Annotated in this window: 16 protein-coding genes; 1 reads left to right on the top strand and 15 read right to left on the bottom strand. The window is 70.4% G+C overall.

Features of this window, described 5'->3' with window-relative positions:
* Window positions 1–3: 3 nt before the first annotated feature.
* The 14 genes from nuoL to FHS13_RS14265 all read right to left on the bottom strand — a co-directional run bounded on the left by nuoL (window position 4) and on the right by FHS13_RS14265 (window position 15,272).
* On the bottom strand, window positions 4–1,947 hold the full coding sequence (nuoL, locus tag FHS13_RS14330; protein ID WP_184292391.1) for an NADH-quinone oxidoreductase subunit L: 1,944 nt from the start codon (window positions 1,945–1,947) through the stop codon (window positions 4–6).
* Window positions 1,948–1,961: 14 nt separating this feature from the next.
* The gene (gene nuoK / locus FHS13_RS14325; RefSeq protein ID WP_184292390.1) at window positions 1,962–2,261 is read right to left on the bottom strand and encodes an NADH-quinone oxidoreductase subunit NuoK; all 300 of its coding nucleotides are present in this window, start codon (window positions 2,259–2,261) and stop codon (window positions 1,962–1,964) included.
* Entirely contained in the window at window positions 2,249–3,142 is an 894-nt protein-coding gene (locus FHS13_RS14320; RefSeq protein WP_184292389.1) for an NADH-quinone oxidoreductase subunit J, read from the bottom strand. The genes nuoK and FHS13_RS14320 overlap by 13 nt, the downstream gene beginning before the upstream one ends.
* Entirely contained in the window at window positions 3,139–3,690 is a 552-nt protein-coding gene (gene nuoI, locus FHS13_RS14315) for an NADH-quinone oxidoreductase subunit NuoI (protein ID WP_184292388.1), read from the bottom strand. Before nuoI ends, FHS13_RS14320 begins: the two co-directional genes overlap by 4 nt.
* Window positions 3,683–5,068, bottom strand: coding sequence for an NADH-quinone oxidoreductase subunit NuoH (nuoH, locus tag FHS13_RS14310; protein WP_184292387.1), 1,386 nt, complete (start codon window positions 5,066–5,068; stop codon window positions 3,683–3,685). Before nuoH ends, nuoI begins: the two co-directional genes overlap by 8 nt.
* A complete protein-coding gene (locus FHS13_RS14305; RefSeq protein WP_184292386.1) occupies window positions 5,065–7,524 on the bottom strand; it encodes an NADH-quinone oxidoreductase subunit G in 2,460 nt (819 codons plus the stop codon). Before FHS13_RS14305 ends, nuoH begins: the two co-directional genes overlap by 4 nt.
* Entirely contained in the window at window positions 7,521–8,840 is a 1,320-nt protein-coding gene (nuoF, locus tag FHS13_RS14300; RefSeq protein ID WP_184292385.1) for an NADH-quinone oxidoreductase subunit NuoF, read from the bottom strand. Before nuoF ends, FHS13_RS14305 begins: the two co-directional genes overlap by 4 nt.
* Window positions 8,837–9,586 (bottom strand): NADH-quinone oxidoreductase subunit NuoE, encoded by a 750-nt coding sequence (gene nuoE, locus FHS13_RS14295; RefSeq protein WP_343065033.1) that lies wholly within the window; start codon window positions 9,584–9,586, stop codon window positions 8,837–8,839. Before nuoE ends, nuoF begins: the two co-directional genes overlap by 4 nt.
* Complete coding sequence (locus FHS13_RS14290) at window positions 9,583–10,878, bottom strand: NADH-quinone oxidoreductase subunit D (RefSeq protein ID WP_184292383.1); 1,296 nt, start codon at window positions 10,876–10,878, stop codon at window positions 9,583–9,585. The genes nuoE and FHS13_RS14290 overlap by 4 nt, the downstream gene beginning before the upstream one ends.
* A gap of 40 nt (window positions 10,879–10,918) precedes the next feature.
* Window positions 10,919–11,659 carry an NADH-quinone oxidoreductase subunit C gene (locus FHS13_RS14285; RefSeq protein WP_184292382.1) on the bottom strand — a complete coding sequence of 247 codons (741 nt, stop codon included), beginning with the start codon at window positions 11,657–11,659 and terminating at the stop codon, window positions 10,919–10,921.
* Window position 11,660: 1 nt separating this feature from the next.
* Window positions 11,661–12,206, bottom strand: a complete 546-nt coding sequence (locus FHS13_RS14280; protein WP_184292381.1) for a NuoB/complex I 20 kDa subunit family protein — start codon at window positions 12,204–12,206, stop codon at window positions 11,661–11,663.
* A gap of 61 nt (window positions 12,207–12,267) precedes the next feature.
* The gene (locus FHS13_RS14275) at window positions 12,268–12,627 is read right to left on the bottom strand and encodes an NADH-quinone oxidoreductase subunit A (RefSeq protein WP_184292380.1); all 360 of its coding nucleotides are present in this window, start codon (window positions 12,625–12,627) and stop codon (window positions 12,268–12,270) included.
* A gap of 138 nt (window positions 12,628–12,765) precedes the next feature.
* Window positions 12,766–14,076 carry a geranylgeranyl reductase family protein gene (locus FHS13_RS14270; RefSeq protein ID WP_184292379.1) on the bottom strand — a complete coding sequence of 437 codons (1,311 nt, stop codon included), beginning with the start codon at window positions 14,074–14,076 and terminating at the stop codon, window positions 12,766–12,768.
* 491 nt (window positions 14,077–14,567) lie between these two features.
* Window positions 14,568–15,272 carry a demethylmenaquinone methyltransferase gene (locus FHS13_RS14265; RefSeq protein ID WP_184292378.1) on the bottom strand — a complete coding sequence of 235 codons (705 nt, stop codon included), beginning with the start codon at window positions 15,270–15,272 and terminating at the stop codon, window positions 14,568–14,570.
* A gap of 135 nt (window positions 15,273–15,407) precedes the next feature.
* Here FHS13_RS14265 and FHS13_RS14260 point away from each other — a divergent pair, with 135 nt between their 5' ends.
* Entirely contained in the window at window positions 15,408–16,673 is a 1,266-nt protein-coding gene (locus FHS13_RS14260; RefSeq protein ID WP_184292377.1) for a delta-60 repeat domain-containing protein, read from the top strand.
* A 34-nt stretch (window positions 16,674–16,707) separates the two neighbouring features.
* On the opposite strand, the gene FHS13_RS14255 is transcribed toward FHS13_RS14260, so the two are convergent.
* Window positions 16,708–17,034 (bottom strand): DUF4229 domain-containing protein, encoded by a 327-nt coding sequence (locus FHS13_RS14255; RefSeq protein ID WP_184292376.1) that lies wholly within the window; start codon window positions 17,032–17,034, stop codon window positions 16,708–16,710.
* Window positions 17,035–17,075 lie beyond the last annotated feature (41 nt).

The following is a 17,075-nucleotide window of genomic DNA, read 5'->3' as shown; positions in this document are numbered from 1 at the left end:
TGTCTACAACCTCACAACCAGCGTCGCGGCGACGACGACGGCGCCGAAGAGCATGGTGAGCGCGTACGACCGGGCGAAGCCGGTCTGCGCCCTGCCCAGCCCGCGGGAGGCGTCGCGCACGCTCGTGCCGATCCCGTTGACGATCCCGTCGACGACGTGTGTCTCGATGGCGACCAGCGCCTTGGTGAGCACCTGGCCGGGGCGCATGAACAGGCCTTCGTTGATCTCGTTGCCGTACAGCTCGCGGCTCGCGGCCACCGTGACGAAGTTGCCGCGGGGGGCCGTGCGCGCGACCGGCTTGCGCAGGTAGACGACCCAGGCGAGGACCACGCCGACCACCAGGACGCCCAGCGCCGCCAGCCCGTAGGGGGCGGTGAAGGCGTGCGCCAGGTCGAAGTGGTGCGGGTGGGCGCCGATCGTGGGTGCCAGGAAGTTCGCGAACCGGTCGCCGAAGACCAGGAACGCGCCCAGGGCCACCGAGCCGACGGAGAGCAGGACCATGGGGGCGGTCATGCTCAGCGGCGACTCGTGGGGGTGCACACCCTCGTCCCAGCGCTTCTCGCCGAGGAAGGTCATGAAGAACATCCGCGACATGTAGAAGGCGGTGAGGCCGGCGCCCGCGACGACCGCCGACCCGAGCAGCATCCCCTGCGTTCCGCCGACGCCGAAGGCCGCGGAGATGATGCTCTCCTTGGTCCACCAGCCCGACAGCAGCGGGACTCCGATGATGGCCAGGTAGCCGAGCCCGAACGTGGCGAACGTGATCGGCATGACCCGGGCCAGCCCGCCGTAGCGGCGCATGTCCACGCCGTCGTTCATGGCGTGCATGACCGATCCGGCGCCGAGGAACAGCCCGGCCTTGAAGAAGCCGTGGGTGATCAGGTGCGCGATGGCGGCGACGTAGCCGACCGGGCCCAGCCCGACGGCCAGCACCATCATGCCGATCTGGCTCATCGTGGAGCCGGCCAGGGACTTCTTGATGTCGTCCTTGGCCGAGGCGATGATCCCGCCGGCGATCATGGTCGCGGCACCCACGACGGCGACGGTCGTCTGGGCGGCCGGCGCCCCTTCGAAGATCGGGCCGGAGCGGACGATCAGGTAGACGCCCGCGGTGACCATGGTGGCCGCGTGGATGAGCGCCGACACCGGGGTCGGGCCCTCCATCGCGTCGAGCAGCCAGGCCTGGAGCGGGAGCTGCGCGGACTTGCCGCACGCGCCCAGGAGCAGGCACAGGCCGACGGCCAGCAGGACGCCGTCGCCGGCGCCCGGAACGGCCTCGAACACGCCGCTGAAGCTGACCGCCCCGAGGGCCGAGAACATGATCATGATCGCCACGAGCAGGCCCATGTCGCCCACCCGGTTGATGATGAACGCCTTCTTGGCCGCGGTGGCCGCCGACGGCTTGTACTGCCAGAACCCGATGAGGAGGTAGGACGCCAGGCCCACACCCTCCCAGCCGAGGAACAGCAGCACGAAGTTGTCCGCCAGCACCAGCACCAGCATGGCGGCGACGAACAGGTTGAGGTAGGCGAAGAAGCGCCGGCGTCCCGGATCCTCGGCCATGTAGCCGATCGAGTAGATGTGGATCAGGGATCCGACGAAGGTGATCAGCAGGACGAAGCTGATCGACAGGGGGTCGACCAGCAGGTCCGCCCCGATGCTGAGTGAGCCGACCGAGATCCACTCGTAGACGGGGACGGCGACGCTGCGCGCGTCGCCGGCCCGGCCCAGGAGGTCGAACAGGATCAGGACCGCCCACGCGAAGGAGGCCACCGGCAGCGCCGTGGCGAGCAGGTGCCCCCAGGAGTCGGTCCTCTTGCCGCCGAGCAGCAGGATCGCCGCACCCGCGAGCGGGAGGGCGATGAGCAGCCAGGCGTTCGACAGCACGGCGCTGCCGGCGGCTGCCGCCGCCCCGGTCTCGGCGGCGAGGTAAGCGTGAGATTCCACTGCCACGTCGCCTTCTAGTGCTTGAGCAGGCTGGCGTCGTCGAGGGACGCGGACCTGCGGGTTCGGAAGATCTGCATGATGATCGCGAGGCCGACGACCACCTCAGCGGCGGCGACGACCATCACGAAGAAGGCGATGACCTGCCCCTCGATGTCCCCGTGCATGCGGGCGAACGCGACGAACGCCAGGTTGCAGGCGTTGAGCATGAGCTCGACGCACATGAAGACGATGATCGCGTTGCGCCGCAGGAGCACGCCGGCCGCGCCGATGGCGAACAGCAGTGTCGCCAGGACGATGTAGTTCATCGGGTCCACGAGGACTCCACCTCCTGCCCGTCACTGTTCTTCTCGGTCCGCTCGGCGCCGGAGGTCGGCCCGCCGCTGACGGCGTCCGTGCCCTTTTCCCCGGCCGGGGCGGCACCGGGCAGCGGTGTCCGCTCGGCCCGCACGTCGGCGGGCACCCGCGACTGGTACTCGGGGTCGCGGGCGGTGAGCACCGGGTTGAGGGAGAGTTCGGCGACCGACCCGTCCGGCAGCAGCGCGGGCATGTCGATCGCGTTGTGCCGGGCGTAGGTGCCCGGTCCGGGCAGCGGAGTGGGGTGGTCGCCGCGGATGCGGTCCTCCGCCATCTCCCGCTGCGTGCGGCGCTTCTTGGTCCGGGCGGTGTGCGCCAGGACCATGGCGCCGAGCACGGCGGTGACGAGCAGCGCGGCGGTGGCCTCGAAGGCGACCGTGTAGCGCAGGAGGAGCTCGCCGGCGATCCAGGGGATGCTGCCGCCCGCGGTGGCCGCTCCGGCGGCCAGGCCGACCGGGTCGCCCACCACGATGCGGGTGATCCCCGTGGCGAGGGCACCGACGAAGCACAGCGCCACGATCGCGGTCAGGATGCGCTGTCCCCCGATCGTCTCCACCAGGGAGTCGGACGAGCTGACACCCACGAGCATCAGCACGAACAGGAACAGCATCAGGACCGCGCCGGTGTAGACGACGATCTGGACGACCATGAGGAACGGCGCCTCGTTGATGCCGTAGAAGATCGCCAGTCCGACCATGGTCAGCGCCATCGACATGGCCGAGTGGACGGCCTTGCGGGAGAAGACCACGCCCAGGGCCCCGAGAACGGCCACGGTGCCCAGGATCCAGAACGCCGCGGTCTCGCCCCCGCCGATGGGGGCGGCCAGGTGCATGCCGTTCATCGGGCGGCCTCCGCGTTCTCCCGGGAGCCGTCCTGGGAACCGTGCTCACCGCGCCCGGTGGCGTAGTAGTCCAGGTCGGTCTCGCCCAGCCGCATGGGGTGCGGCGGGGCCTCCATGCCCTCCGTGAGGGGGGCCAGGAGCTGTTCCTTGGTCCAGATCAGGCTCTGCCTGCTGTCGTCGGCCAGCTCGTACTCGTTGGTCATGGTGAGGGCCCGCGTCGGGCAGGCCTCCACACACAGGCCGCACAGGATGCAGCGCAGGTAGTTGATCTGGTAGACCCGCCCGTAGCGCTCACCGGGCGAGTAGCGGTCGTCGTCGGTGTTGTCACCGGCCTCCACGTAGATGGCGTCGGCGGGGCAGGCCCAGGCGCACAGTTCGCACCCGATGCACTTCTCCAGCCCGTCGGCCCACCTGTTCAGCTGGTGCCGTCCGTGGAAGCGCGGCGCCGTGGGGCGCTTGACCTCCGGGTACTCGACGGTCGGCACCTTCTTGAACATCGTGTGGAAGGTGACACCGAAACCCTTGACGGGGTTGAGCCAGTCAAACACCGGTAACCTCCCCCTTCTGCTTGGAGCGTTCGGCGGCCGGGACGGCCCGCGGGGTCGGACCGGCCCCCGTCCGCGGCGGTTCGGCGAGCACGCTGGCGCCGTAGTGCGGCGCGGTGCTCGGCGGCACGGGGAAGCCGCCGAAGGCGGGGTCCTCGTGCGCACGTCGGGCGTTCTCCGCGCGTTGGCGGGCCTCCTCCGCGCGCTCGCGGCGCACGTGGCGGAGCCAGGCGTAGAACGCGGCGAGGGTGGCGGCGGTGAAGCCGGCGACGACGGCGGCGATCACCGCGCCGGAGGCACCGTCCAGGACGAGCATCCGCACGACGGCGACGGCGGTGATCCACACCAGCTGGATGGGGATGAGGACCTTCCAGCCCAGCTTCATGAGCTGGTCGTAGCGCACCCGGGGCAGGCTGCCGCGCGCCCAGATGAACAGGAACATCACGCCGATGAACTTGAGCAGCCACCACAGGGCGGGCAGCCAGCCCTCGTTGGCGCCGGGGATGATCGCGGAGACGCCGGGCGGGGCGTGCCAGCCGCCGAGGAAGAGCGTGACGGACATGGCCGCCACGGTGCACATGTTCACGTACTCGGCGAGGAAGAACATCGTGAACTTCATGGATCCGTACTCGGTCATGAAGCCGCCGACGATCTCGCCCTCGCCCTCGGCCAGGTCGAACGGGAGCCGGTTGGTCTCGCCGATCATCGTCACCAGGTAGACGAGGAAGGACGGCAGGAGCAGGACCCCGAACCACAGGTTGCTCTGCGCCGCCACGATCCCGGAGGTGGTGAGCGTGCCGGACATGATGAACACCGCGACGAACGACAGGCCCATCGCGATCTCGTAGCTGATGACCTGGGCGGAGGCGCGCAGACCTCCGAGGAGGGCGTAGGGGGACTGGGAGGCCCAGCCTCCCAGGACGAACCCGTAGACGCCGAGCGCCGCGGTGGCCAGGACCACGAGCGCGGCGATGGGCAGGTCGGTGAGCTGGAGCGGGGTGACGACCCCGAACATGCTCACCTCGGGCCCGATCGGGATGACCGAGAACGCGATGAACGCGGGCACGGCCGCGATCGCCGGGGCGGCGATGTAGACGAACCGGTCCACACCGCGCGGGATCAGGTCCTCCTTGAGGGAGAGCTTGATGCCGTCGAAGAGGGACTGGAGCAGGCCGAAGGGGCCCATCCGGTTCGGTCCGTGCCGCTGCTGCATCCGGCCCATGACCTTGCGGTCGGCCATGATCATCATGAGGACGCAGACCATCAGGAAGACGAAGATCGCCAGGGCCTTGATCGCGGTGATCCACCACGGGTCGTTACCGAAGGCGCCGAGCGTCTCCTCCGAGGCCAGATGCGCCACGCTGGTGGCGACGGGGGTCACTGCTGCCTCCCGGCGGGGGTCGGGGCCGACAGCAGGACGATCTCGCCCGCAGCGCTGCCCAGGTCGCGACGGATGTCGCAGCCCGAGGCGTTGGCCGGGAGCCAGACGACCCGGTCGGCGATGTCGGTGACGACCACGGGGACCGTGACGGATCCGCGGGTACCGGTGACGCGGAGGGATCCGCCGTCGGGTACCCCGACCTCGTCGGCCGTGGCCTTGGACAGGTAGGCGCGCGCCGGCCGGGCGGTGCCGGCGAGGAACGGCTCGCCGTCCTCCATCCGGCCGGTGCCCAGCAGCTGGCGCCAGGTGGACAGGATCGCCTGGCCGCTCTGCGGCTCGGCCGCGGGAGCGGGGCGCTCGGACGGACCTGCCGCCCGAGTGCCGGTCCACAGGCCCAGTTCCAGCAGCTCCCGGTAGGCCGACGCCGTGTCGGGGAGGCCGAGGTGGACGTCCATCGCGTCGGCGACGGCGGACAGGACCCGGAGGTCGGACAGGGCACCGGGCACCTTGAGCGCCTCCCCGAAGGGCCGGTGGCGACCCTCCCAGTTGACGAAGGTGCCGGACTTCTCGGCGACCGCGGCGACGGGGAACACCACGTCGGCGCGGTCGGTGACGTCACTGGCCCGCAGTTCGAGGCTGACGACGAACGGCACGCGGGCCAGGGCCGCGCGGGCCGCCTCGGGGTCGGGCAGGTCGTCGAGCTCCACCCCGGCGATGACCAGGGCGTCGAGCTCGCCGCGGGCGGCGGCCTCCAGGATGGCGGCGGTGTCGCGGCCGGGGGTGTCGGGCAGGGAACCGGTGTTCCAGGCCCGGGCGACCTCGGCGCGCGCGGACGGGTCGGCGACGGGGCGTCCGCCGGGCAGCAGCCCGGGCAGTGCTCCGGCGTCGACGGCGCCGCGTTCGCCGGCCCGGCGCGGAATCCACACCAGGCGGGCCCCGGTGCGCTCGGCCAGGGCCCGGGCGGCGGTGAGGGCGCCGGGAACGGCGGCGAGCCGCTCGCCGATGGCGATGACCGCGCCGTCCTGGTGGAGCGCCTCGGCGGCCTCGGGTCCGCGGTCCTCCAGGGCGTTGAGCGCCCGGGCCTCGTCACCGGGGGCGGTCTGCACGAGGGTGCCGCCGGCCTTGGTCAGGCCGAGGCTGGCGTGGGAGGCCACGGAGAAGAGCCTGAGTCCGCGCTTGCGGTGGCCCTTGCGCAGGCGCAGGAACACCGTGGGCGACTCGTCCTCGGGCTCGAATCCGGCCAGGAGGACGGCGGGGGCCTTCTCCAGGGCGGTGAAGTCGACGTCCACCGGGGTCCCCGCGACGTGGGCGGCGAGGAAGTCGGCCTCCTCCCGCGAGTGGGGCCTGGCCCGCATGTCCACGTCGTTGGTGCCGAGGGCCACCCTGGCGAACTTGGCGTAGGCGTAGGCGTCCTCGTAGGTGAGGCGGCCGCCGGTCAGGACGCCCACACGGCCGCGGGCCGCGGCCAGGTGCCGTCCGGCGACGTCGAAGGCCTCGGACCAGGAGGCGAACTCCAGGGCGCGGGACCGCTCGTCGCGGATCAGCGGCCGGGTGAGGCGGTCGGGCTGCGTGGCGTAGGTGAAGGCCCACCGGCCCTTGTCGCAGTTCCACTCCTCGTTGACCTGCGGGTCGTCGCCGGCCAGGCGGCGGGTGACCTTGCCGCGCCGGTGGTCGGTGCGCTGGGCGCAGCCGCCGGCGCAGTGCTCGCAGACACTGGGGGTGGAGACGAGGTCGAAGGGGCGGGCCCGGAACCGGTAGGCGGACCCGGTGAGGGCGCCGACCGGGCAGATCTGCACGGTGTTGCCGGCGAAGTAGGAGTTGAACGGCTCGTCCCCGGCGATGCCGACCTGCTCCTTGGCCCCGCGCTCCATCAGCTCGATGAGCGGGTCGCCGGCGATCTGCGCGGCGAAGCGGGTGCAGCGCGCGCACTGGATGCAGCGCTCGCGGTCCAGCAGGATCTGGGTGGACAGCGGAATCGGCTTGGGGAAGGTCCGCTTGACGTCCACGAACCGCGACTCGCCCTGCCCGTTGGACATCGCCTGGTTCTGCAGGGGGCACTCGCCGCCCTTGTCGCAGACGGGGCAGTCCAGCGGGTGGTTGATGAGCAGGAACTCCATGATTCCGCGCTGGGCCTTCTCCGCCACCGGGGAGGTCAACTGGGTGTTGACCACCATCCCCTCCATGACGGTGATGGTGCAGGAGGCCTGGGGCTTGGGCATGCCGCGCCCGTTGCCCATGTCGGGGATCTCCACCAGGCACTGGCGGCAGGCCCCGACGGGGTCGAGCAGCGGGTGGTCGCAGAAGCGCGGGATCTGGATGCCGAGCAGTTCGGCGGCCCGGATCACCAGTGTTCCCTTGGGCACCTGGATCTGGAAGCCGTCGATGGTGACGGTGACCAGGTCCTCGGGGGGCGGCGCGGGCACCGCGCCGCCGGAGGTGTTGGAGGTGACGGTCACTGTTTCCCTCCCGTCGTGGCCGTGCGGTCCGCCCAGACGGTGGACCGGCTGTGGTCGAAGGGGCAGCAGCCCTTCTCCACGTGGTCGATGTACTCCTGGCGGAAGTGCTTGATCGACGACATGACGGGGCTGGTGGCACCGTCGCCGAGGGCGCAGAACGACCGGCCGAGCAGGTTGTCGCAGATGTCCAGGAGCTTGTCGAGGTCGGCCTCGGTGCCCTGCCCGCGCTCGAGGCGGTCCAGCACCTGGACCATCCAGTAGTTGCCCTCGCGGCAGGGCGTGCACTTGCCGCAGGACTCGTGCGCGTAGAAGGCGATCCAGCGGCCGACGGCGCGGACCACACAGGTGGTCTCGTCGAAGATCTGGAGGGCGCGGGTGCCCAGCATGGACCCGGCCGCGCCCACCGACTCGAAGTCGAGCGGTGTGTCCAGGTGCTCCTCGGTGAAGATCGGTGTGGAGGAGCCGCCGGGCGTCCAGAACTTGAGCCGGTGCCCGGGGCGGATGCCCCCCGCCATGTCGAGGAGCTCGCGCAGGGTGATGCCGAGCGGCGCCTCGTACTGGCCGGGGTTGGCCACGTGCCCGGACAGGGAGAAGAAACCGAACCCGGCGGACTTCTCGGTGCCCATGGACGTGAACCACTCGGCCCCGCCTGAGACGATGCCGGGGACGCTGGCGATGGACTCGACGTTGTTGACCACCGTCGGCGAGGCGTAGAGCCCGGCGACGGCGGGGAACGGCGGCTTGAGGCGGGGCTGGCCCCGGTAGCCCTCCAGGGAGTCCAGGAGGGCGGTCTCCTCGCCGCAGATGTAGGCGCCGGCGCCGGCGTGGACGACGACGTCGAGGTCGAAGCCGCTGCCGAGGATGTCCTTGCCGAGCAGTCCGGCCTCGTAGGCCTCGGCCACCGCCCGGCGCAGGCGGCGGATGACGTGGACGACCTCGCCCCGCACGTAGATGAACGCCTGGTGGGACCGGATCGCGTAGGAGGCGATCGCCACGCCCTCCACCAGCACGTGCGGGTTGGCGAGCATGAGCGGGATGTCCTTGCAGGTCCCCGGCTCGGACTCGTCGGCGTTGACGACGAGGTAGCGCGGGTTGGGGTTGTCCTTGGGCAGGAACCCCCACTTCATCCCCGTGGGAAAGCCCGCACCGCCGCGCCCGCGCAGGCCGGAGGCCTTGACGAGGTCGACGATGGCGTCGGGCTCCATGCCCAGCGCCTTGCGCAGCGCCCCGTAGCCGCCGGTGGCCCGGTATCCCTCGAGGGTGAAGGAGTCGGGGCGGTCCCAGTTGCGGGACAGGATCGGGGTCAGGGTGGTCATTTCTCGCCCTCCTCGACCTCGGCGGGGACGTCCCCGGGCTCGGGGGCCCGCCAGTTCTTCTCCTTGGCCAGGTTCAGTCCGGCCAGGGAGGGCTTGCCCGCCTGGACGCCCTCGCCGGCGCGTCCGTCGTCGAAGCCGGCCAGCACGCGCGAGGCCTGCTTCCAGGTGCACAGGCTCAGGGGGCCGCGGGTGGGCGCCACGTCCTTGCCGAGGCGCAGGTCGTCGACGAGCTCGCGCACGGACTCGGGGGTCTGGTTGTCGAAGAACTCCCAGTTGACCATCACGACGGGCGCGAAGTCGCAGGCCGCGTTGCACTCGACGTGCTCGATCGTGACCTTGCCGTCCTCGGTCGTCTCGTTGTTGCCGATGCCCAGGTGCTCCTTGAGGGACGCGAAGATCTCGTCCCCGCCCATCACGGCGCACAGGGTGTTGGTGCACACCCCCACCTGGTAGTCGCCGCCGGGGCGGCGCCGGTACATGGTGTAGAAGGTGGCGACCGCGTTGACCTCGGCGAGGGTGATGCCGAGCTGGTCGGCGCAGAAGCGCATCCCGGCCCGGCTGACGTACCCTTCCTCGGACTGCACCAGGTGCAGGAGCGGCAGCAGCGCCGACCGCGGCTTCGGGTAGCGGCCGATGATCTCCTTGGCGTCGGGCTCCAGGCGCGCGGTGACCTCCGCCGGGAAGTGGTCGGCGCCCTCGGGGACCTGGCCGGTCCCGTGGTCGTGGTCGTGTTCGTGTCCGCTCACCGGTCCACGCCTCCCATCACCGGGTCGATACTGGCCACGGCCGCGATCACGTCCGCCACCGTGCCGCCCTCGCACATGGCGGCGACGGCCTGCAGATGTGTGAAGGACGGGTCGCGGAAGTGGACGCGGTGGGGGCGGGTCCCCCCGTCGCTGACCGCGTAGCAGCCGAGCTCGCCCTTGGCGCTCTCGACGGCCGCGTAGGCCTGGCCCGCGGGAACCCGGAAGCCCTCGGTGACCAGCTTGAAGTGGTGGATGAGCGCTTCCATGGAGCTGCTCATGATGTGTGCGATGTGGTCGGGCGAGTTGCCCATCCCGTCCGGGCCCAGGGCCAGCTTGGCGGGCCACCCGATCTTGGCGTCCTCGATCATCACCGGGCCGGGACGGAGCTTGTCCAGGCACTGCTCGACGATCTTGAGGCTCTCCTCCAGCTCGGCCATGCGCACCCGGTAGCGGGCGTACACGTCGCCGCCGTCGGAGACGGGGACGTCGAACTCGTAGTTCTCGTAGCCGCAGTAGGGCTTGGCCTTGCGCAGGTCCCACGCCAGGCCGGAGGCCCGCAGGAGCGGTCCGGTGACGCCGAGGGCCATGCAGCCGGGCAGGTTGAGGTGCGCGATGTCCCTGGTGCGGGCGAGGTAGATCGGGTTCTCGTCGAGGAGCTTGCGCATGATCTTGATGCGCTCGGGCATCTCCTTGAGGAGCTCCTGGATCTTGCCGACCGCGCCGGGCGGCAGGTCCTGCGCCACACCGCCGGGGCGGATGTAGGCGTGGTTCATCCGCAGGCCGGTGACGAGCTCGAAGATGTCCAGGATCATCTCGCGCTCGCGGAAGCCGTTGGTCATGATCGTGGTCGCGCCGAGCTCCATGCCGAACGTCGCCATCGCCACGAAGTGCGAGGCCATCCGGTTGAGCTCCATCATCATCACGCGGATGACGTCGGCCCGCTCGGGAATCCTGTCGGTGATGCCGAGCAGCTTCTCGACCGCCAGGCAGTACGCCGCCTCGTTGAACAGCGGCGTCAGGTAGTCCATGCGGGTGACGAACGTGGTCCCCTGGGTCCACGTCCGGAATTCCATGTTCTTCTCGATACCGGTGTGCAGGTAGCCGATACCGACGCGGGCCTCGGTGCAGGTCTCCCCGTCGAGGGTGAGGACGAGGCGGAGCACGCCGTGCGTGGACGGGTGCTGGGGCCCCATGTTGACGACGAGGCGTTCGGCGCTCGTGGCCTGCGCCTTCTCGATGACCTCGTCCCAGTCGCCGCCGGAGGCGTCGATGTAGTCCTCGGTGACGGTCATGCCGTGCCCCCCTTCCGTGCTGTGTGGTGGCTGTGGGCGGTCACTTGTAGGCCCTCCGCTCGTCCGGCGGGGGCACGGTGGCGCCCCGGTACTCGACGGGGATGCCGCCCAGCGGGTAGTCCTTGCGCTGGGGGTGCCCCTGCCAGTCGTCGGGCATCTGGATCCGGGTGAGCGCCGGGTGGCCGTCGAAGACGATCCCGAAGAAGTCCCAGGCCTCCCGTTCGTGCCAGTCGTTGGTCGGGTAGACCGACACGATCGAGGGGATGTGCGGGTCGGAGTCGGGGCAGGTGGTGGACACCCGGATCTCGCTGTTGTGGGTGATCGACCTGAAGTGGTAGACGGCGTGGAGCTCGCGGTCCGTGTCCTCCGGGAAGTGGACCCCGGTCACCCCCAGGCACAGCTCGTAGCGCAGCGAGGGCTCGTCCCTGAGCAGGCGGGCGAGCCGGGGCAGGGACTCGCGGCGCACGTGGAAGGTGATCTCGCCGCGGGCGACCTCGACCCGCTCCACCGCACCGGCGTTCTCGCCGAGGGCGGCCTCCAGGTCGTCGGCCACCCGGTCGAAGTCGGCCGTGCGCGGGTCGTCGGGGTCGGTGTAGGGCCGCTCGGCGGAGACGGGAGCGCTCCCCCGCACCCTGAGGCGGCCGAACCCGGAGGTGTCCCCCGTCGTGGACGTGCCGAACATGCCGGTGCGCCGGACCGGGGCGGCCAGGCGCTCGCGGCCCAGCTGGTCGGGAAGCCGGGCGGCCTCCTCGTTGCGCTCGCGTTCGTTGTCGGTGCTCATGTCAGTCCTTGCTCACCAGGGGAAGCGACCGGCGGAGCATGCGCTCCTCGGTCTCGGTGATCTCCTGCTCCCGGTGGGCGCCGAGCTTGGTGTTCTGCACCTTGTCGTGCAGCTTGAGCACGGCGTCCAGGAACATCTCGGGCCGGGGCGGGCAGCCGGGCAGGTACATGTCCACGGGAACGACGTGGTCCACGCCCTGGACGATCGCGTAGTTGTTGAACATGCCGCCGCTGGAGGCGCACACGCCCATGGCGATGACCCACTTGGGCTCGGGCATCTGGTCGTAGATCTGGCGCAGGACGGGGGCCATCTTCTGGCTCACCCGCCCGGCCACGACCATGAGGTCGGCCTGCCTCGGTGTGGCGCCGAACTTCTCCATGCCGAACCGGGCGAGGTCGTAGTGGGGTCCGCCGGCGGACATCATCTCGATGGCGCAGCAGGCGAGGCCGAACGTGGCGGGCCACATCGACGTCTTGCGTGCGAGGCCGACGATCTGCTCGACCGTGGTGAGCAGGATGCCGCTGGGCAGTTTCTCCTCGAGTCCCATCAGCTTCGGTCCTCCTCGGCGCTGGACTGCGGGCTTCTCGTGCGTGCGGGGGCAGCGGGGATCAGTCCCATTCGAGGCCTCCGCGGCGCCATTCGTAGGCGTAGGCGATGGAGACGTTCACCAGGAAGAGGACGATCGCGATCAGGCCGAACCAGCCGAGGGCGTCGAAGTGGACCGCCCAGGGGATGAGGAAGATGATCTCGATGTCGAAGACGATGAACATCATGGCCGTCATGTAGTACTTGACGGTGAAGCGGCCGCCGCCCGCGGGCTGCGGGGTGGGTTCGATGCCGCACTCGTAGGCCTGCATCTTGGCGCGGTTGTAGCGCTTGGGTCCGAGGAGCGCACCGACGACCAAGGACACCGCGACGAACGCGGCGCCGATGCCGCCGAGCACGAATATCGGTGTGTAGAGCTCCACCGGTCACCCTCCTTCCGGCTGGTCGGCGCCTGCGACCGCGGGTCGCGGCGAGCTTGTGATTGCTTTCACTTGTGCGGGCTCATCTCTGGCTCGTCCCGTCGTTGTCGTTTCGCCGGGCGCGGCCGCCCGGCTGGCTCGTCAGGCGGCCGGCGCGATCCTGCTCAGGCCGTTGATGACGCGGTCCATCGCGTCGCCCTGCGTGGGCTCGGTGAGGTTGGCCATCATCTTCAGCACGAACTTCATGAGGGTCTGCCGGCGCAGGCCGTACTTGGTCGCGTACTTCATGAACTCGGGTTGGCCGAGGACCTTCACGAAGTAGCGGCCGAGCGTGTAGTAGCCGCCGTAGGTGTCGGAGAGGGTCTGCGGGTAGCGCAGGAGTGCGCGCTCGCGTTCCTGCTGGGTGGAGCGCCCGTGCGCCTGCACGATCACGTCGGCGGCGATGGCGCCGGCCTCCATCGCGTAGGCGATGCCCTCGCCGTTGAAGGGGTTGACCATGCCCCCGGCGTCGCCGACGAGCAGGAGCCCCCGCGAGTAGTGCGGCACCCGGTTGAAGCCCATGGGCAGGGCCGCGCCGCGGATGGGCGTGGTCCGGTTCTCCTCGGTGAAGCCCCACTCCTCGGGCATGGAATCGGTCCAGCGCCGCAGCAGCTTGCGGTAGTCGACGTCCTGGAAGGAGGCGGTGGAGTTGAGGATGCCCAGCCCGACGTTGCTGGTCCCGTCGCCGACACCGAAGACCCAGCCGTAGCCGGGCAGGAGGACGTCCTTGCCGCCGCTGCGGTCCCACAGCTCCAACCACGACTCCAGGTAGTCGTCGTCGTGGCGGGGGCTCGTGAAGTAGGTGCGCACGGCCACGCCCATGGGGCGGTCGTCGCGTTTGCGGATGCCCATGGCGACGGACAGGCGGGAGGAGTTGCCGTCGGCGGCCACGACCAGCGGGGCGCGGAAGGTGACGGGCTCGCGGTCGGCGTTGCGTGCGTGGACCCCGACGATGCGGTTGCTGCGCTCGTCCATGAGGGGGCCGGTGACGGTGGTGCGCTCCAGGAGCTTGGCCCCGGCGCCCACGGCCCGTTCGGCCAGGATCTGGTCGAAGTCGTAGCGGGTGCGGACCAGGCCGAACCCGGGGTAGGAGCCGAGCTCGGGCCAGGGGAGTTCGAGGCGGGCGCCCGCGCCGATGATGCGCAGGCCGTGGTTCTTGATCCAGCCCTCGTCCTCGAAGGTGATTCCCATGGCGCTGAGCTGCTTGACGGCCCTGGGGGTGAGGCCGTCACCGCAGACCTTCTCCCTCGGGAAGGCCGTCTTCTCGAGGAGCAGGACGTCCAGGCCGGACTGGGCCAGGTAGTAGGCGGTGGTGGATCCCGAGGGTCCGGCGCCCACGACGATGACGTCGGCGTCGTACTCGGCCCGGTCCCGGCCTCTGGGTCTGGGAGAGGAGGTGGCTGTCTCGCTCACGGTGGGGTCCTCGACTGCTCGCGCGGTGCACCGTGGCGGGCCTGTGCGGGGTCGACCCGCTCACGGGGATGTCCTGGTGTGGGGTGTGTCCGGTGTTCCGGTCCGGTCGGCCCGCAGGTGCGCACCCTCCGCATCGGCGGTCCCGACGGACTCCTTGTCCTCTTAGGGACTTATGTCATGTCCGACATAGGGTCTTGTGTCCTATCCCTCGCGGCCTTGTGAACCACTTCACAAGGCTTGCTTTGGAAGTCTAGACCCTCCCGCGCCGGGTGGCGAGCCCCGGGGTACTTCTCCACGACCCCCTCCAATTGCCCCATAAGTGCACAGAGAGCCACCAAAGGCTTCACTTGCTGACAAACATGCAGCTCATTGCCGTTTTAGGCACCACAAGCGCCTCACCAGGCACAGAAGAAGCCCGAGGAACATAAGCTCCTCGGGCTTCTTCTGTACTACTTGTTAAAAAATGGGTTATTTGGGCACTATGTCTGTTTTTACTTGTAACCGCGGTGCAACGCCACGATCCCCATCGACAGGTTGCGCCAGGCGACCCGCGACCAACCGGCGCCCTGGAGGCGTCGGGCCAGCTCAGGCTGATCGGGCCAGGCCATGATCGACTCGGAGAGGTAGTCGTAGGACTCGCTGCGGCCGGAGACCGCACCCGCGATCTTGGGCAGCGCGCCCATGAGGTAGGTGCTGTAGAGCTTGTCGACGAACCCCACCGGAATGTGACTGAACTCGCAGATCACCAGCCGTCCACCGGCCTTGGTGACCCGCAGCAGCTCACTCAGCGCCTGGTCCACGTCGCTGACGTTGCGCAGCCCGAAGGAGATGGTGACGGCGTCGAAGGTCTCGTCGGCGAAGGGCAGGTGGAGGGCGTCCCCGGCGACGAAGGTCACCCCGCCGGTGGAGGCTCCGCCGCGGCGCTCCACCCCGGTGCGCAGCATGCCGAGCGAGAAGTCGCAGGCGATCACCCGCGCGCCCTTGCCGACGTAGGCCTCGGAGGAGGTTCCGGTACCCGCGGCGAGGTCCAGGACCAGTTCACCGCTGTGGGCGTCGACGGCGCGGACGGCGGCCTTGCGCCAGGCGCGGTCCTGGCCGAGGGAGATGACGTCGTTGACGAGGTCGTAGCGGTCGGCGATGCCGTCGAACATCGCTGCGACGTCCTGGGGCTTCTTGTCGAGCTTGGCGCGGGTCATGCCCCCAAGACTACGACCGGCGGACAGATCGGCGCACCTGGGCCTGACCACCCCCTTTGGCTACTCTTTGTAGTTCCTATGTCACTCAAAGAGATGGCACCGGCATCCTCGTCCCGCACCTGAAAGGTTCCTGCTGTGCAGCCCCGTCTTCCCTTCACCGCGCTCGCTCTGGGCGCGGCACTCCTCCTCCCCCACTCCGCCGCGGCGGTCCCCGCGCACGCCGCCGACCACGACTCCGTGGTCGGCGAACGCCCCGTCCGCTGGACCCCCCACGTCCTCGACGGGGCGGTGAAGGACATCGTGCGCGTCGGCGACACCGTCGTCGTGGCGGGCGACTTCGGCCGGGTGTCGGAGGCCGACGGGGGGCGCACCCTCGACGTGCGGAACGTCTTCGCCTTCGAGCACGGCACCGGCCGGATCCTGCGCGGTTTCACCCCCGACGTGGACGGTCCGGTCCTGTCCGTCGTCCCGGGCCCGGACGGCACGGTGGTCATCGGCGGCCGCTTCCGGTCCGTCGACGGCGCGGCCGCGCGCGGGCTGGCGCGCCTGCGCCTCTCCGACGGCGCGCGCGACGCCCGGTTCCGGGCCGCGCTGGACTCCGGTTACACCAACCGCCTGGCCACCGACGGGAGCAGCCTCTACGTCGGCGGAAGCTTCACCGGGATCAGCGGCACCGAACGGACCGGTCTCGCCCGCCTCGACCCGGGCACGGGCGCGGTCGACCCCGGCTTCACCCCCCGGATCTCCGAGCCGCGCAGGGGCTCGCTGCGGGTGCAGGAGCTGGCCCTGAGCCCGGACGGCGGCCGGCTGGCGATCAACGGGACCTTCACGAGGGTGAACGGGCTGGCACGTCACCAGATCGCCGTGATCGACACCGGTTCCGGCGCACCCACCCGGTGGTCGACGACGGCCTACGAGGCCGACTGCGACTACACGGGCCTGCACACCTACATGCGGCAGATGGACTTCGCTCCCGACGGATCCTGGTTCGCGGTGGTCACCGCGGGCGGGCCCGAGGTCAAGCCGGGGCTGTGCAAGTCGGTGGCGCGCTTCGAGAGCGACGACACCGCGAACCTGGACCCCACCTGGAGCAACCTGACCGGGGGCGACTCCCTCTACTCGGTGGAGGTCACCTCCGGCGCGGTGTACGTGGGCGGGCACCAGCGCTGGATGGACAACGAGAAGGGGCGACTCGACGCCGGACCGGGCTCGGTCGGCCGCGAGGGCATCGCGGCGGTCGACCCCCGGACCGGGCGGGCCCTGCCGTGGAACCCCGGCCGTACGCGGGGCCACGGGGCGGAGGCCCTGTACGCCACCTCCGACGGCCTGTACGTCGGCAGCGACACCGAGCGCCTCGCGGGCGAGTACCACGCGCGCCTGGGCATGTTCCCGCTCGCCTGAGCGGGCCCGGTGGCGCCGCGGCCCGCGTGCGGGCTCAGGCGTCCTTGGCCGCCGGTCCGGCGGAGGCCTCGGGATCCGCGCCCGAGGTCTCCGTGCCGTCCTCCTGGAGGTGGTCCTCCCGGGAGGCGCCCTCGGACAGGCGGTCGCCCAGCAGACCGCCCCGGCGGGCCTCGATCCCCGCGGACACGGAGGCCGACATGCGGTCCCTGAGTGGGGAGAGCAGGACATAGGAGGCCAGGCCGCTGATGACCCACGCGAGGATCAGCGCCATCCACGAACGGGCGCCGAAGAGGTACACCACGCCGAACGCGGCCAGGAACAGTCCCACCCGGGCGGCGGTATAGGACAGCCAGCTACGCATCAAAAAGCCTCACAACAGACGTTTACCTGCACTAGATTGGT

This window comes from Nocardiopsis algeriensis (assembly GCF_014203695.1).
GTDB classification, from domain to species: domain Bacteria; phylum Actinomycetota; class Actinomycetes; order Streptosporangiales; family Streptosporangiaceae; genus Nocardiopsis; species Nocardiopsis algeriensis.
The sequence above is the reverse complement of the archived record's forward strand: the minus strand, read 5'-3'. Positions and strand labels throughout refer to the sequence as shown.

Excerpts from the sequence above, each read along its gene's own strand:
- FHS13_RS14320 (WP_184292389.1), bottom strand. The coding sequence starts at position 3,142 with ATGAACGGCATGCACCTGGCCGCCCCCATCGGCGGGGGCGAGACCGCG.
- nuoF (WP_184292385.1), bottom strand. The coding sequence starts at position 8,840 with ATGACCACCCTGACCCCGATCCTGTCCCGCAACTGGGACCGCCCCGAC.
- FHS13_RS14290 (WP_184292383.1), bottom strand. The coding sequence starts at position 10,878 with ATGACCGTCACCGAGGACTACATCGACGCCTCCGGCGGCGACTGGGAC.
- FHS13_RS14285 (WP_184292382.1), bottom strand. The coding sequence starts at position 11,659 with ATGAGCACCGACAACGAACGCGAGCGCAACGAGGAGGCCGCCCGGCTT.
- FHS13_RS14280 (WP_184292381.1), bottom strand. The coding sequence starts at position 12,206 with ATGGGACTCGAGGAGAAACTGCCCAGCGGCATCCTGCTCACCACGGTC.
- FHS13_RS14255 (WP_184292376.1), bottom strand. The coding sequence starts at position 17,034 with ATGCGTAGCTGGCTGTCCTATACCGCCGCCCGGGTGGGACTGTTCCTG.
- FHS13_RS14265 (WP_184292378.1), bottom strand. The coding sequence starts at position 15,272 with ATGACCCGCGCCAAGCTCGACAAGAAGCCCCAGGACGTCGCAGCGATG.